The sequence below is a fragment of the Sphingobium xenophagum genome (assembly GCF_031457465.1).
Classification (GTDB): domain Bacteria; phylum Pseudomonadota; class Alphaproteobacteria; order Sphingomonadales; family Sphingomonadaceae; genus Sphingobium; species Sphingobium xenophagum_A.
On the sequence record NZ_JAVDWV010000023.1, the window covers coordinates 1 to 15,798 of the forward strand.

General features: G+C 59.3%; 9 protein-coding genes and 1 pseudogene. 2 read left to right on the top strand and 8 right to left on the bottom strand.

Features of this window, described 5'->3' with window-relative positions:
• Positions 1-92: 92 nt before the first annotated feature.
• From J2W40_RS18500 to J2W40_RS18510, 4 genes and pseudogenes are all read right to left on the bottom strand, one after another.
• The gene (locus J2W40_RS18500; protein ID WP_310227436.1) at positions 93-440 is read right to left on the bottom strand and encodes a hypothetical protein; all 348 of its coding nucleotides are present in this window, start codon (positions 438-440) and stop codon (positions 93-95) included.
• Between the two features lie 185 nt (positions 441-625).
• Positions 626-1,010: pseudogene (locus J2W40_RS20660) on the bottom strand (IS30 family transposase); the annotation flags it as partial.
• Entirely contained in the window at positions 904-1,386 is a 483-nt protein-coding gene (locus J2W40_RS18505) for a hypothetical protein (RefSeq protein WP_310227437.1), read from the bottom strand. The pseudogene J2W40_RS20660 and the gene J2W40_RS18505, both read right to left, overlap by 107 nt.
• A gap of 141 nt (positions 1,387-1,527) precedes the next feature.
• Positions 1,528-1,977 carry an Rrf2 family transcriptional regulator gene (locus J2W40_RS18510; RefSeq protein WP_310227474.1) on the bottom strand — a complete coding sequence of 150 codons (450 nt, stop codon included), beginning with the start codon at positions 1,975-1,977 and terminating at the stop codon, positions 1,528-1,530.
• Between the two features lie 87 nt (positions 1,978-2,064).
• Between J2W40_RS18510 and J2W40_RS18515 the strand changes: the two genes are divergently transcribed.
• Both J2W40_RS18515 and J2W40_RS18520 read left to right on the top strand, forming a co-directional pair.
• Positions 2,065-2,844 carry a class I SAM-dependent methyltransferase gene (locus tag J2W40_RS18515; protein ID WP_310227438.1) on the top strand — a complete coding sequence of 260 codons (780 nt, stop codon included), beginning with the start codon at positions 2,065-2,067 and terminating at the stop codon, positions 2,842-2,844.
• Between the two features lie 402 nt (positions 2,845-3,246).
• Entirely contained in the window at positions 3,247-10,239 is a 6,993-nt protein-coding gene (locus J2W40_RS18520) for an autotransporter outer membrane beta-barrel domain-containing protein (RefSeq protein WP_310227439.1), read from the top strand.
• Positions 10,240-10,850: 611 nt separating this feature from the next.
• On the opposite strand, the gene J2W40_RS18525 is transcribed toward J2W40_RS18520, so the two are convergent.
• The 4 genes from J2W40_RS18525 to J2W40_RS18540 all read right to left on the bottom strand — a co-directional run bounded on the left by J2W40_RS18525 (position 10,851) and on the right by J2W40_RS18540 (position 15,790).
• Entirely contained in the window at positions 10,851-13,097 is a 2,247-nt protein-coding gene (locus tag J2W40_RS18525; RefSeq protein ID WP_310227441.1) for a TonB-dependent receptor, read from the bottom strand.
• Between the two features lie 244 nt (positions 13,098-13,341).
• Entirely contained in the window at positions 13,342-14,181 is an 840-nt protein-coding gene (locus J2W40_RS18530) for an SDR family NAD(P)-dependent oxidoreductase (protein WP_310227442.1), read from the bottom strand.
• 5 nt (positions 14,182-14,186) lie between these two features.
• Entirely contained in the window at positions 14,187-15,455 is a 1,269-nt protein-coding gene (locus tag J2W40_RS18535; protein ID WP_310227443.1) for a cytochrome P450, read from the bottom strand.
• A gap of 14 nt (positions 15,456-15,469) precedes the next feature.
• Complete coding sequence (locus J2W40_RS18540; RefSeq protein ID WP_310227444.1) at positions 15,470-15,790, bottom strand: 2Fe-2S iron-sulfur cluster-binding protein; 321 nt, start codon at positions 15,788-15,790, stop codon at positions 15,470-15,472.
• Positions 15,791-15,798: the final 8 nt, after the last annotated feature.

A 15,798-nucleotide genomic window follows, 5' to 3' on the forward strand; every position in this document is an offset into this window, starting at 1 on the left:
GCGTTCCCGTACTTCGGGTGAAAATTTGTTCGTCGTCTTGCTCATAACGGCTCCTTGTCACAAGTGGGAGCCTCCTGAAAACCCGGGGCGCTTCATAGGACATGCCCATCATGCTCGATCTCCAGCCGACCATCGGGATACTCGCAAATAGTCACCCGCTTGCGCGCCAGCTTCCTGGCGAGGTCGCTTGGCTCCAGGATGAACATCACCTTGTTGTAATGCAGAGTTAGCGCCGCCGTCACCGTCCGTTGTTCTTGCCAGACCATGATCGAACGCAGATCGTCGTGGGCTGCAAGTGCGCGATGCGCATCGCGAATATCGAAGGCGGGGCGAGCAAACTGAGCGTTGTGCTTGGCCATGTAGGCCGCCAGAAATGCATTGGCTTCCGCGATGGACGATATGCCTTCAAGGCGCATCGCCTTGACCAGCCGGTCCTGCAAGGTTGCATTGGCCCGTTCGACCCGGCCCTTGGCCTGCGGCGAATTGGCACAGATAATCTCGATGTTCAACGCATCCAGCTATCTATGACGCCTGGTATCCCTGAACGTCGGACGCACAGCTATGCGTGTGCGCGGCGGTTTCGGTTTGAAGCGCGACATCCACGGGATGCGTGGCATGGCAAAATCTATCGGGCCTTGAGAAGGGTGATTTGCTCTCCCAGAACGTCATCGGAGCGCGATAGTTCAAGCACTTGTGAGGGGTGCTGTTGATGCGATCAGCAACGGCCTGGATTTCCTTATCCGATAGTAACGCCAGGTCCGTGTCAGATCGCAGGAGCGCCATATGCAACCGTTGCTGTTTTCCACGCTGCCTTTTTTGCCAGGGTGCCGATGGCAGGCAGAATAGTTGGTCATCGCGAGTTACTTCTGGAGTGTCGCAAAGGCAGAAAATTCCGTTCCCCGGTCAAAGGTGATGCTCTGACGCAAGTAAGGCGGCAGGATATGCAAGTGATGCTGGATTTTCGACATGACGCGGGCGGAATGTCGACTGGGATTGCGGGCGAGGATAGATGATCATGGGATATGTTGCGACGTTTGAAAATTTCGACAGCCAACTTTCCCTTGTCTCTTGGGCGCCCCGCAACTTATCGCCCGCGTGGTAGCCATCGGCAAACACATCAGGCATCCATGGAAACCTTGGGCGAAATGCCGAGTGGTATGGGACGGAGGTACCTATGGCGATATGACGTTTGAGAAATAAAGTGAAAGTTCTATCATATCCAGGACGATAATGGATGTCGGCTTCGGTTGTATCGCCCTCCCGCAACCAAAAAAAATAGGTTATTCCACAAAGCCCCGACGCGAAAGCGCCGGGGCTTTGTGTATTCTCGGCCAATCGACGTTGCTCGATCCATTCCAGGATCCTGCCAAACTCGCCATAGAGCATGGCGTGGGCCTCACCCCGCTTGGCGCCGGGCGGACCCTGATGCGCTCGATCAGCGACCGCAACGCATCGTCAGCGTCCTGGCACTCGCCCGGCAAACTGCTCCCGCTCCCGACGGAAATAAGGACTGTCGCAGCAAGGCGATCAGGCTGGATGTGGGCTCACCTTCTCGGAAGCGCAGCGCGCATTGAAATTCCGGGCCAAATCAGCAAGCTTCACAGCACCCAGTCGGGTGATCAGCAAAGCCTCCGCTTCTGAAAGCGCATCCGCCAGCGCCGCGTTCACGGCCCCCTCAATCGCGCAATCTGGATTGGAATGCTCATTGCCGATGGCAAAGATGCGCGGGCCACCCACCGCCTGATGGACGTCAAGGAGCGACACTGTCTCAAAGTCCGCCGCAATGATCCAACCACCGCCGTGCCCTTTTTCCGAGCGCACATATCCTGCGTCCCGCAGACCAGCCATCGTGCGTCGGACGACGACGGGATTGGTGCCTAGCATCGCTGCGATGGTTTCGGACGTCATCACCCCTTCATGGCGCGCCATATGGAGCAGCACATGAAGCATTCGCGAAAGGCGGCTGTCATTACGCATCTCTCGATCCTTTGCATTCCCGACCGAATTGGCAAGCTTCATATTTCATGATACATATGATGTTACATGATTCTTGGAGTTAGTGAAATGCGAGAGTTTGAGAATCCAAACCATTGGGATACGGCTGCTCATCACTATCAGAAGACCGCCCATCCTTTCACCGCTCGCTATGCCGAGGCGGCGCTGGCCCGGACATCCCTCGGGCCCGGCAGCCGCGTTCTGGATATAGCAGCCGGCACCGGCGCCCTGGCACTGGCAGCCGCCCGGACAGGCGCACAGGTGCTGGCAACCGACTTTTCGCCCGGCATGGTTGCCTGTATCACCGCAGCAGGCCTCCACAATGTCGAGGCCCGGACAATGGACGGGCAGGCCCTCGCGCTGCCAGACGGAGAATTCGACGCCGTCTTTTCGATCTTCGGGGTCATCATGTTCCCCGACTGGCGCAAGGGGTTGGCCGAAATGGCCCGGGTCACGCGTCCTGGCGGTCACGGGATCGTCGCAACCTGGCAAGAACGCGGGGCTGCGACCTTTCTGCTGCTCGGCGACATTCGTCGGAAGCTCTTCCCCGGTCGTGAAGGCATGGCAATGCCGGAAGCCGTCGGTGCCCTTAGCGACCCAGAGAACTTCGCTCGTGAAATGATTGTTGCGGGCTATCGCGATCCACGGATCGAGCGTGTGACCCATGACTATGAACTCAATGTCGCGGCCCTTGACGATCCCGATAGATTGTTCGGCATGTCGCCCGACTGGACGAGCCTCAATGACGGGGAAAAGGCAACGGTTATTACCGAGGTCCGGCAGAGGGCGGGCGATCGTCCGATCTTGCCGATCCCGTCAACCGCGCTGATCGGCGTCGCTCAACGTTGATATGCTCGCATGGCGTTTCACCTGGTTGAGATTTCAATTCAAGAGCGCCGCACCCGATCCATCCTTGCCGTTCAGGGGCAAATTCAATGTCCGATTGCGAAAGGTCCGCCTTCCGACCGACGTTGTATGCCATTCGCCTGCCGGGTCACATGGGATAATCTCGCTAGCGACTTTCAATACATAGTGGTTACAGCCTCGGATAGATCCGAGACGGTTTAAATGCAGTGACCAATTAACTAGACAAATACTTCAGCACTTTGCCATACCAGCCCAACATGGGGTTTTGGGGGTATTTACATGCAATTTTCAGACAAGCTGCGTCGTGCCAGCGGCGTTAGCCTTCTTGTCTTGTCAGCTATGCTCGCTGACGTTGCGATAGCCCAATGCCAGCCTGATCCGCCGGTGACGGGGGGGACCACTGTATGCGACGGCACCGATTATGATGGTATTAACATCACATCCGAAAACACGAGCGTGTCGCTGTACAGCGGTGCGCGTATCTCCTCGTCCAGTGGCGATGCCATTTTGGTCCAGCGGGCACATAGCGGTATCTACTCCAGCACCGTGCTGTTGAATATCGACGGTCATGTCGAGGGCATAGGTCATGCCGGCGTCCGGTTTGATGTTGCAAGCGCAGCCTTTGCATCCGACTATCTACGAGTCGTGGTGGGATCCGGCGGTCGCATCGACGGTAGCACAGGCATTATTCTTTCAAACGGGCCGGACAATGCCTACGCATCAATGGCCTTGAATGTGGATAATAGTGGATCAATCATTGGTGGCGATGGCTATGCCATCCGAGATGACACCGCGAACACCGCTTACGCCTATATCACGCTCGTCAATCGCGAGGATGGGGTGATGGGCGCGATCAGCGGAAAGCTGACCCAGCTGACCAATGACGGCCTGATCGATGGCGGGGCATGGAGCGCCATCGACGGCAGGATGGGCGATGGTTACGGCCCGACGGCAGACTTGAAAAATAATGGCATCATCCGCTCCGATAGCGCGAGTGCGACAATCGCCAACATCGGGGCGGGCGCTGTTGTGGTCAACACCGGAACAATCGCCAATAGCAGCGGCAGCCCGGCGATTTTGGGCTATTATTACTCTGTCGATAACCAGGCCGCTGGCATGATCAAAGGCGATATTATCGCGACTGGTGCTACTGGCAGTCTGCAACTGACCAATGCAGGTGTGATTGATGGCAATGTCATCACGCAGGCTTCCTCATCTCCATATTATGCGACAACGAGCACTATCGATTCCCGCTTGGGCACGATCAACGGCGATCTGCTGCTGGGGGGTGGTCAGGACCTGCTCATCGCGACGTTCGATCCGGTTGCAGGGTTACGCACGGGCGTCAACGGACGCGTCGATGGCGGCGAAGGGAATGACACGATTGATGTGCAGTTTGAGGCCGACGGGGCCATCAATCAGCGCATCGCGCTTCCTGGCTTTGAACAAGTTCGCATCACAGCGCTGAACACGGCCAATGTCGCGCTTGTTGATGGTTTTGTCGCGAATGCTCCCCTGTTCCTGGCTGGCAATGGGACTATCACGAACCAAACCAGCATCACGCTGATGGAACCGAACGCCACAATCTGGGCGGGCGACTATTACGGCTATAGCTTGACCTTCCAAAACGAGGGCATCATCAACGCCGCAAATGCGGCCCCCTATGTGACGGCTCTGTCCTTCGGGCAAATGACTTTCGACAATAGTGGATCGATCGATGTCCAGGGCAACGCCCTATCGCTCTATTCGACTAAATTTACCAATGAAGGCGACATAACCTCCACGAAACGGACGATCTACTTCGGATCGGGCAGCATGGTGAATTCAGGGACGATCCGTTCGACCAGCGATATCGCCCTGCACGTCGATACCAATTATGGTCTGCCCGTTATCAACAACGGCCTGATCAATGGCGCCCAGGTTGGCATCTTACTTAATGGTAGCCTCAAGAATAGCGGTACCATCTCGTCTCCTCAGATTGCGGTGGCGATGACCGGCGGCGCGCTGATGAACGAGGTAGGCGGTGTCATTTCGGGCGGAAATCTGGCGATTGGTCCGCGAGATTCAAGCTATTCAGTCCATGCCAGTACGATTGCCAATGCAGGGACGATCAACGGGACCGTCAATATCGCCAGCAGTTCAATCTATGGCTATGGTAACAGTTACATTGCTCTGCAAGGCGGCATCCTCAATGGCGACCTCATCCTGGGCAGTAGCGACACGCTGGCAGTTTCTCTGTCGATGTCGAGCAGCGCCGGTTTCGATGGTTTCAACGGCACCGTCTATGGTAATGGTGCAAGCCTTCGTTACATGGCTGCAACAGACGCCAGTGCGACTCTTGGTCGCTTGGCTGGCTTTGGCGCGATCAGCTATGAAGTAGCGCAGGATGTGACCCTGTCCCTCAGCGCATCGTCAGCACAGAGCGACGGTCTGATTTTAGCCGGGAAGGGCACCGTTGATCTGGCGGCGGATTTCAATTTTGCCGAAGATGGCTTGCTCAGGATCGTTGAAGGCTTTCGCCTGCCGGGCGAAAACTACAATAATTCGGCACTTTTGGTCAGGAGCAAGGGTGCGCTGACGGCGATACGAAGTGCAACCGGCAGCTTCCCTTCCTACAACGCAATGGTTGCGCTAGGCTATGAAAATAGCTTCATCAACGATGGCACGCTGACCTTTCAGAATTTTGCAATCTCTCCCTACAGCTATGTGGGTGCAATCAGCCAAGGGCTTGAGGTCACGAACAATGGCGTCATCCGCGTCGATGGCGCAGCGGCTATCAGCGGCGCGGGCTATGTCTATAATAATGGCCTGATTACGGAGTTCGAAAACGGAACGGCATCGGTTGGGGTTGTCGCATCATATTTGACGAACAACGGTACGATCAGCATGAATGGTCGCGCTGTGGTTGCCGATTTCAATGCCACTAACATTATCAACAACGGCGTATTGCGCAGTATAAACGGTATCGCGATCGCGGGCGATGGATCGCTGAACCTTATCAACGAAGTCGATGGTACGATCGAGGGTAAGGACGGTGCGATACGGGTCGGTAGTGGCGGGTCGATCCGAAATGCGGGCATCATCACGGGCACTGTAAATATGGCCTACAGTGTTTACGGCAGCAGCTATGCCAGCAGCCTTTACATTTCCGATGGCGGCATGCTGAATGGCGATCTGCTGTTTGGGTCAGCGAACGACATCTTCCTGTCAAAGGGGCCTGACATAGGCGTTTCAGGCATTATCGACGGGGGCGACGGATTTGACGTTTTCGGCCAGACGTTTGAAAGCAGCGGGACTGTAACCCTTGGGACGGTGTCTGGGGTAAATTTTGAAGCGCAACTGGTACGCGCAGAGGGTCTTGATACCGTCCTGACGCTGGAATCAGCCGAACCCATCACCAATGGTTTTGCGATTGGTGGCGACGGCCATATCGTCAATCGCGCGCAATCTGGCGGCATCATAACCGGCCGGGTCTATGCTTATCCTTTCGAACTGGAGTTGGAGCCTTTAGCGAGTTTCTCCAATGAAGCGGATATCGCTGCATTTGCCGGTTCCGTGCGTGCCTTTTCCAATAATGCGATGATCGGCGAAAATTACGCCGGATATGCTGGGGTTTCGATCGCAAATATCGATACACTTTCATTCAGCAATGCAGGCATCATTAGCGGCGACCAGCAGTACGGCCTCGCCGTTAGTTTAAATGGCAACCAGCTTCGCGAGATCTCCTTCAGCAATACAGGAATGATCGCTGGTCGCGCTGGAGGCTATTTCAACGCCGACACACCGGCTACTGTTGCCATTCGCAACGCGGGTACGATCTCAACAGCGATTGAAAGCGGCATCAGCCTAAGCCTGTCTTCCAGCAGTGCTGGAAGCGTGGTTGATATCGACAATAGCGGGACGATCGAATCCTCTGCCAAATGGGGATCGGCGATCAGTCTGGCTGACCTTTTCGAGGTGCCCGGCAATTTCACGATCGCGAACAGTGGAACTTTACGCGCCAATGGCGGCGGCTTATTGATTTCCTACGACTATTGGACGGATTATTTTTATACGGCCCCTGCATCGGCGATCCATGGGTCGGGGATATCTGGTTCGGTCCTGACTGTCACCAATGCGCAGGGCGGCGTCATCGAAGCGCTTGGTGATGCCTCCACTGCCATTCTGTCGAGCCTGGCGATCAACGTTGACAATGACGGCGAGATCAACGGCCAGGCCGGGACAGTGCTGGATGCGAACGATGGCCTTGCGTTGCGGCTGGGTACGACACGTCTGGCCGGTGCGATCCAGAGCATCGGCAATCATGATGATCGCCTTACCAACAGCGGTATCATCCGCGGCGATATCGACCTTGGTTTTCGCGACGATGTGATCGTCAATCACGGCACGATCATCGGCGACGTCTATCTGCGCGATGGCGATGACAGTTTCACCCAGTTGGCAAGCGCAATCCTGCAGGGCACCGTCGATGGTGGTGCCGGCACGGATAGCTTCATCGTCGATGCGACAGGCGGCGGTGCGGTGAATGCCGACCAGTTCGTCAATTTCGAGCGCTTCTTTCAGATCGGCGAGGGCAATGTCAGCTATTCGGGCGACTTTGGCTTTGACACGATCGGTCTGGACGGCGGCACCGTCACGGTCGCGGCAGGCGAGACGCTGAGCAGCGCCAGCGCGACCACCATCACCGGCGGCGCAGGCAATGACAGTGTGCGCAACGCGGGCACGATCGGCGGTGGCATTGCGCTGGCCGGTGGCGATGACAGCATCGTCAACGGTGGCAGCATCGGTGGCTCGATCGACATGGGGGCTGGCAATGACAGCTTCACCGAACAGGCGGGCAGCAGCGTTGCAGGCCTGATCGATGGCGGTGCCGGGACCGACCTCTATCGCGTGATCCTGGCGGGCGATCGCAACGGTATCAGCGCCCAGACCGGCTTCGAACAGTTATCGGTCGAGGGCCAGGGCACGCTGACGCTGGCGCTGGCTCAGGGATATGACCTGATCAGCCTTCTGGGTACCAACCTGAACCTCACCACCAACAGCCAGTTTGTCGGCCAGGTCCTCGGCAGCGACGCGCAGGAACAACTCCGCCTGACCGGCGACGCCAGCCATGTGCAACTGGGCGGCGGCAATGACGCGCTGATCTTCGATCTGACTCGCGCGGCGGGTCGCTATGATGGCGGCGCGGGCGATGACAGCCTGGCCTTCACCGCGCAGGGTCCGATCACGCTGACCGGTGCCGTAACCGATTTCGAGGCGGTGTCGCTGGCAGGGGGCGCGCTGATCGTAACGGGTCAGCTTGGCAGCGCTGACGGCGTGCTGCGTGTCGGCGATGTCGGCGAACGGCTCGAAATCGCGGCGGGCGGTCGCCTGCTCGGCCAGATCGACATGGCCGGTGGCGATGATATCGTAACCTTCGCCGATGGTGCGCTGTGGCAGGGGACACTGTCGGGGGGCGCTGGCCATGACGGCCTGATCCTGGAGATGGCCAACGCCCGCACTCTGGATGCTAACAGCTTGCTCGGCTTCGAGGCGATAACGGCGCAGGGAGCGGCGATGCTGACTCTGGTCAATGGCTTCACCCTTGAAAGCCTGAGCGTGGAGGGAGACCTGACGCTGGCGAGCGACGCCTCACTGACTACGGGCGGCCTGACTTTCGGCAGCGCCGACAACCGCTTCGTCATCAACGGTCTATTCGCAGGCACCATCGATGGCAGCGCGGGCAACAACCGCATCCTGGTCAATGCCGGCAGCGCTGCCGCACCGGTCCGCCTTGTGGCGGTCAGCAATATTGGCGGGCTGGACATGGCCGGTGGCTATGCGACCGTTTCGGGTGACGCGAATTTCGGCGTGATCGACCTGACCAGCGGGCGTCTGGTGGGGCTTGCTGGCTCGACCATCCGCGCGGGCAGCATTTCGGTGCGCCAAGGGGCGACGTTCGGGTCGGCTGGCCATGTGATCGGCAATGTCAATGTCGTCGGCACGCTCAGCCCCGGCGCATCGCCCGGCACGATGACCGTGACCGGCAATGTCGCGCTGGCGGGTGGATCGACCACGCTGATGGAGATCAGCCCGACCCTGTCCGATCAGTTGCTGATTTCCGGCACGCTGACGATCGCGCAGGGCGCTGGCCTCGTCCTGACCGCCGATCAGCAGGTGAAGCCCGGCACCACGCTGGACCTCATCATCGCCAATGGCGGTATATCGGGCAGCTATACCAGCATCGTGAAACCGGACAGCCTGTTCGGCTTCATCGTTCAGGATGACAAGCGCATCCGCCTGCTTGGCCAGTTTCTCAACAATGGCAGCTTCACGCCGCAGGTGCAGCGCGCTATCGATTATACCAACGCCGTGATCGGCGCAGGGACGGCCAGCAATGGCCTGATCGACGCGCTGCCGGTATTGGCGAGCGCATCGGGCGCATCCAACCCCGCCGCCTTCGCGCGCCTGACCGCCGAACCTTATGCGTCTGCGATCCAGATGGGCGTGGAGAATGGCCTGACGATCGCCAACGCCACGCGCAGCATTGCCCGGCTTTCGGGCGACGACGCGCCGCGCGCATTCAGCATCGGCCAGTATCTGGGCGGTCTGGGCCGGATCGCGGCCGACGACCAGGCCGGCCTGTCGGCCAGCCGTTCGCGCAGCTACGGCTTGCTCGGCGGGCTGGGCATAGGCACCGATCGCTGGTCGATTGCGGGCTTTGGCGGCTATCTGGACTCGCGCCAGACGCTGCGCCGGCTGGGATCGCAAACTGATGCCGATGGCTGGTTTGCCGGTGTCGCGGGCAGTTATGCTATGGGGGCGCTGCGGTTCGACGCGACGCTGGCCTATCACCAGCTCGATGCCGATACCGATCGCCTGACGCCCGATGGCACTAAGGCGGATGGACGCTTCCGCCTGAAGAATTGGGTCGGCAACCTGTCGCTTTCCTACGAAGCTGCGCTGGGCAGCGACTGGGCAGCGCAACCCGATGTCGCCCTGACCTATGTCGCAACGACCCGCACCGGCCTTCGCGAAGAGAGCGGCAGCGTGTGGGCTCTCGACGTCGCGAAGGACAAGCATGATGCCCTGTTCGCCAATGGCGGCATCGCTTTCGGCCGCAGCCGGGCGTCGGACGCCGCATTCCGTCCGTTTGTGCGGCTGGGCGTCCAATATCAGCTCAAGGGCCGCAGCGTTGAGGCGCTGGCAGGCTTTGAAGGTTCGAACCAGGGCCTGTTTTCGCTTGGGGCGCGCCGTGGCGAACTGGTCGGCAGCGTCAGTGGTGGCGCAGAAATGCGGGTCAGTTCCGCCCTCTCCCTGTTCGCCACTGCGGCCCAAACCTATAGCGAGGATGACCGCCGGGCATCCGCCAATATCGGGATGAAATTCGCCTTTTAAGATATCGAGGCGCTTTGGAATCGAGCGCTTCACACTGTAACAGAGACATTCTCTCGCGATTTTCTCTCCGACATCCCTGCCCATGACGACCGATAATCGCAACCTACCTGTCTTTAGCGGACTGTCGGCAAAGTTCTAATCCTGACGATGAGCAAACCGACGAATTTATCACCGGTCCAGTAAAATAGCTGGTTATATCATGATGGATGTAACCAGTTTTCGATGGCCAATCCTGCCTCAAGCTGCCGGGCGAGGCGCCTCGGGACCGGAGCGTTCTGGCATCTCCGCCGATGTCGAGCGAGCGCGAAACCGTCAGAGAACGCCGTTCAACACGTTCCGGTCACCAACACGCCGCTAGGGCCAGGACCCCTTGATTGAGCCAGAGCAGGAAAGCGGCGGCGAACGAGATGGCGGACAGGAAGGTGTGAGCGCAGCGATCATAGTGCGCATGAATGCGCCTCCAGTAGAAAATGCGCTCGACGATGTTGTGCTGCTTGTAGATCGTGCCGTCACAACCGCATCCGTTCCGCCATTCAGTCAACCATCGCTCCCCAAAGCAAACAATTTAATAAGTGCTGCGCTTGGGAGTTGGATTTCGCTTTCGTCATTTCCTAAAATTCAAATTTGGCGTTCAGCCCGTAAGCGCGGGGCGGAGCAGGCACGGCGAGATCGCCAAGCGCGCTGCCCAGTTTCTGGACATGGAATCGCGCATCCGTTAGATTTCGGACCCATAATTCTACGCCCCAGCGCGCGGATGGGCGATATTCGATCGATCCGTTGATCACACCGAAAGCTTCCTGCCGCAGCCGATTGTCGACCTCGAAATAATAGCCGTCATTATAGCTGTAGAGTGCGGAAAATTTTACCTCACGGCTGTTGTCGAACTCTAATGTATAGGAAGCACCGATATTGGCGGCAAAGCGCGGTGCAAGCGGCGTGTCATTACCTTTTGCGCTGCCAAGGCAGGTCAGGTTACCGCCCGTGGCCGCGCCGGTGATCTGTCCGGCTTCTGGACCTGCAGGGGTGCAAGCGGCTGGTCGCGGATAGGTGAAGGGCGCAAACGGAAAATCTGCGAATTTGGAACGCATCAGCGTTGCCGACCCGAACAGGCGCAGCCCGCCGATCGGTGCGGCCTCGAATTCCGCCTCTATACCGTCCACATCGACTGACGCAGCGTTCAACAATGTGGGCTGCGCGCCCAGAGTCACGGCAGCGCGGACCTGATAATCGCTGATATCATAATGATAGGCCGACAGGTTCAGGCGTAGCCGTCTGTCGAACCATTCGGTCTTCAGGCCGACTTCATAGGCGTCGATAAATTGCGGGTCGACCGGCGGATTTGCTGGTGACTGCAACGCCCAAAGGCCCGACTTGAAACCACGATTATAGGACGCATAGACATTGATATCGTTGCTCAGATCCTGGCGGATCGCCAGTCGGTAGGTGAATTTGCCATAGGTCAGCGAATCCGTGCGCGGGGCGAGCGACTGGCCGATGAACAGGGGCGTTCCCGGCACCAGCCCGACAGGCGTCTGCTCGCCACGCAAGGTGCGGTCATCGCGCGTATAGCGTAATCCCGCCGTGACATGGGTGGACGGCGTCACAGCATAGGTCGCTTCGGCAAAGGCGGCATAGGATTGCGTCCGCATCGATGCCGACAGGTCCGATCCTGCGTCCACGCCACCAAAGGCGGTGCCACGCTGCTGCTGGTTCACCAATGCAGCCTTGTTGCGCAGAAAGAACAGGCCGGTCTGCCAGCTAAGCGGTTCGGTATCGTTGGACGAGAGGCGGATTTCCTCCTGAAAAGAATCCGTTTCGGAATGGATTGCATAGCGCGCCAACGGCAATTGCGCGCCATCGGGATCAAGTCCGCTACGGGTCTTGTTGCCGCGAAATCCGGTAATGCTGGTCAGCGTCGCCCAGTCCAGATCGAATTCTGCGGTCAGGTTGAAGCCATAGATGCGCTGGCGCACACGCTGATAGGCGGATGTGTTCGTATTATAGTCGCCGGGAAATTGCGTGCCGCCGGTGCCGACTGATCCTTCCGCGACATGAAAGATGGACGCGAAATCATCGTCTGACTTGCCATATTCCCCTGACACCATGATTTTCGTCCGGTCATTGGGCCGCCAGACGGCTTTCGAGCGCGCGCCCCAGTGCCAGCCAAAGCCGACCTTGCGCCCGGTCGCCAGATTGCGGCCCCAGCCATCGACCTGCCGCGTTCCGGTCAGCGCGATATCGGCACTCAGCGTATCGGTTAGCGGACTGGCCGCATATAGCTGACCGCTATAGCTTTCATAATTGGCAATCCCGACCTGCCCTTTCACCACGACATCGCGGCCCGGTTCGCGTGTAATGACGTTGATCAGTCCCCCGGACGCATTGCGACCGAACAAAGTGCCCTGTGGTCCTTTCAGCACCTCGATCCGTTCGATATTGTTGAAGCGAAAGACGGTCTGGCCAAGGTCGGGCAGGTAGACACCATCGACATAGATCGCATTGGCCCCTTCCTCACCGGTGCCGCCGCTGGTGTTCCCCACGCCGCGCACGAAAAATATGCCCGACGGGCCGGACCGGGTCAGTTGGACACTCGGCACGGCCTGCGGCAGGCTAGTGGTGCCGCCGATGCCCCCACTCTCCAGCGCATCCGCCGTGATCGCGGTCACCGCGATCGGCACATTTTGGAGATTCTCTTCCCGCCGCTGCGCGGTGACGACGATCTCTTCCAGTCCGCCGCTTTGCGGAGCCGACATATCCTGCGCCTGAGCGGGCGTGGCGAGCAAGGCGGTGGCCATTGCCAGGGCCGCACTGGTCATGCGATGTGCGCGCGGCGCGCGAAAAGCTGGTAAAACTGTCATGGCATCTCTCCCTGTAACGGCCCAGGGTGCCGATTTTGGGCATCGGCTTCTTGGTCTGGACCGGGACCACCCTATCAAGCCGCTGGAGGTGAGCGACCGCGAAGTCGCACTAGTGCCTGCCTGATCAAGCGGTCATGCCCGCTGCATCAAGGCCATGCCGTCCAGCCGATGACGCAGCAGTTCACTTGCCGAGACGGGCCGGACAGAATGATAATGGTGCAGGAACTGGTGGTGCGCGCCAGCCTTATTCAGGGAGCGCGATCGCCCGTGCGGCCAATATCTCTTCCAGATGGTTGACCGGATCGCCTGCGACAACGCCGCCTTCCACCGGCAAAGTGATGCCGGTAATCTGCAACGCGCGATCGCTCGCCAGAAACAGCGCCGCCTGAGCAACATCGTTGGGTTGCCCCCGGCGTTTGAGCGGCTGGTTCGACAGATAGACAGCGTCGATGGCTGCATCGACTTTGGCAGCCACCTCTGCCTCGGCGCCCTCCGCCCGGAAGGATGAAAGGTTGGTGCGGATATGGCCGGGCACTAGGCAGTTTACCCGGATGCCATATCGAGCCAGGTCGATCGCGGCGGACTTGGAAAACTGGATCAGCCCTGCCTTGGACGCGCGATAGCTCATCATCGCCTGCCCAGCGAGCATCCCGGCGATAGACGCATTGTTCAAGATAACACCGCCGCCATGGTCCTTCATGTGCCGCGCCGCAATCTGCGTTCCCAGCATCGGCCCCAGCAGATTGACGCCCATCACCCGCTGAAAATCGTCCAGCCTGTCGTCGATGAAGTGCGGGAATGGCACGCAACTGATGCCGGCATTGTTGAACAGGATATGCAGCCTGCCAAAGTCGCTGACGGCCCGGTCGATCAGGGCTTGGACCTGTTCGCGTTGGGACACGTCCGTCGCCTGGAACATCGCGGCCGGTCCCATTTCTGCCGCCAGCGCCTCGCCTGCCGCTGCGTCGACGTCAGCGATCACGACCTTCGCGCCTTCGGCTACGAACAGTTCCACCGTCGCGCGGCCTATGCCGCCCGCGCCGCCGGTGACGATGGCGACCTTGCCAGCCAATTCTCCTGCCATGATGTTCAGCCCCGGCGCGTGAAACGGATTGGCAGCCGCTCGATTGATTGCGTCGCCACCGTGGGCAGATAGCGGATGTCCGCCTCGTCGATGGCCAGTTCGATGTTCCCGATGCGCTTGACGATCTCGCGCGCCGCGACCTTGATCTCCATGCGGGCCAGTGCCAGCCCGACGCAGCGATGCACGCCCCCGCCAAAGGATAGATGCCGCCCGATATTGGGCCGGTTCAGGTCGAAATCGCGGGGCTGAGGAAACACATCTTCCTGATCGTTGGCCGACGCATACATGAGCAGGAGGTGCGCGCCAGCAGGCAATGTCCGTCCGCCCAGTTCAACCTCCTTCGTGGTCATGCGCGAAAGACCCCGTACCGGCGGCTCGATCCGCAGCAATTCCTCGACAAAGCGGTTCATCAGCCGGTCATCATCGGCAGAATCCTGCAATAATGTGGCGATCTCCGGTCGGGTGGCAAGAATGTAGAACAGATTGCCCAGCGCCGTCGCCGTCGTCTCGTTGCCCGCGATCAGCAGCGCGCGGACCAGCGACACCGCCTCGGCAAAGCTCAATCCCTCGCCATCGGCATCGCGGGCGTGGACCAGATCAGAAATCATGTCCTCGCGCGGATCGGCCTGCCGTTCCTTCATCTTGGCGATCAGATAATGTTGCAGGTCGCAAATCTCGCGTGCATGGCCCAGCATCTGTTCGCGATCCTGCATCCGCCCGATCTGCGCCGTTACCGCGATCGACCAGCGCTGGATGCGGTCCTTCATATCCCAGTCCAGCCCCAACTGTTCGCAGATGATCCGCACCGTCAGCGGCACGGCGAAATCATGGATGGCGTCCGCCTCGCCGCGCGCCGCGACGCTGTCGATCAGGTCGACCACCACCTTCTCGATCCGCGGTTCCAGCGCCTTCACGCGATGGGCAGTAAAGGCCTTCTCCATCAGCTTGCGGATGCGTGTGTGATAGGGCGGGTCGGACATGATCGCGTCGGGGAAGTAACCGCCGCCCTCACGCTCCAATATCTCCTGAAATTCCTGCTGGAACCCCTTGGCCTGTTGCGTGTGATAGCCCTTGTTCACCGAAAAAGTGATTGGGTCCTGCTGGATCGTCGCGATATCCTCGTATCGCGACACCAGATACATGCCCAGCTTCTCGTCCCAATGGATCGGGTCATCCCGGCGCATCGCTGCGTAGAAGTCACGAGGCCGTGCCGATATCAGCGGATCGGTCATCGATCCGGTTGCGAGCAGGTCGCGTTCCGCTACGTTGGTCATTGGCTGATCCTCGTTCATTGTTGTGCCACCACGACGCGCAGCCCATCAAGCGCATCGGTCAGGCGTATCTGGCACGCCAGACGGCTGCTGGCCGTCGCGACGTCCGCCACCATGTCGAGCATGGCAAATTCGATATCGTCGGGCTGCCCCGTTCGTTCGACCCAGTCCGGGTCGATATGCACCAGGCAGGTCGCGCAGGAACAGGCACCGCCACAATCTGCGGCAATCCCGTCAATCCCGTTCGCCTTGGCCAGTTCCATCAGGGACTGGTCCCCGGACCCGCCATCGACCTGCCGCTCCACGCCATTCACATCCACAAAGGTGACCTGCACCATCGACTATA

Coding starts and splice junctions, on each gene's coding strand:
- J2W40_RS18530 (WP_310227442.1), bottom strand. CDS start 14,181: ATGGCAGGAGAATTGGCTGGCAAGGTCGCCATCGTCACCGGCGGCGCG.
- J2W40_RS18540 (WP_310227444.1), bottom strand. CDS start 15,790: ATGGTGCAGGTCACCTTTGTGGATGTGAATGGCGTGGAGCGGCAGGTC.
- J2W40_RS18515 (WP_310227438.1), top strand. CDS start 2,065: ATGCGAGAGTTTGAGAATCCAAACCATTGGGATACGGCTGCTCATCAC.
- J2W40_RS18535 (WP_310227443.1), bottom strand. CDS start 15,455: ATGACCAACGTAGCGGAACGCGACCTGCTCGCAACCGGATCGATGACC.
- J2W40_RS18510 (WP_310227474.1), bottom strand. CDS start 1,977: ATGCGTAATGACAGCCGCCTTTCGCGAATGCTTCATGTGCTGCTCCAT.
- J2W40_RS18525 (WP_310227441.1), bottom strand. CDS start 13,097: ATGACAGTTTTACCAGCTTTTCGCGCGCCGCGCGCACATCGCATGACC.
- J2W40_RS18505 (WP_310227437.1), bottom strand. CDS start 1,386: ATGCTCTATGGCGAGTTTGGCAGGATCCTGGAATGGATCGAGCAACGT.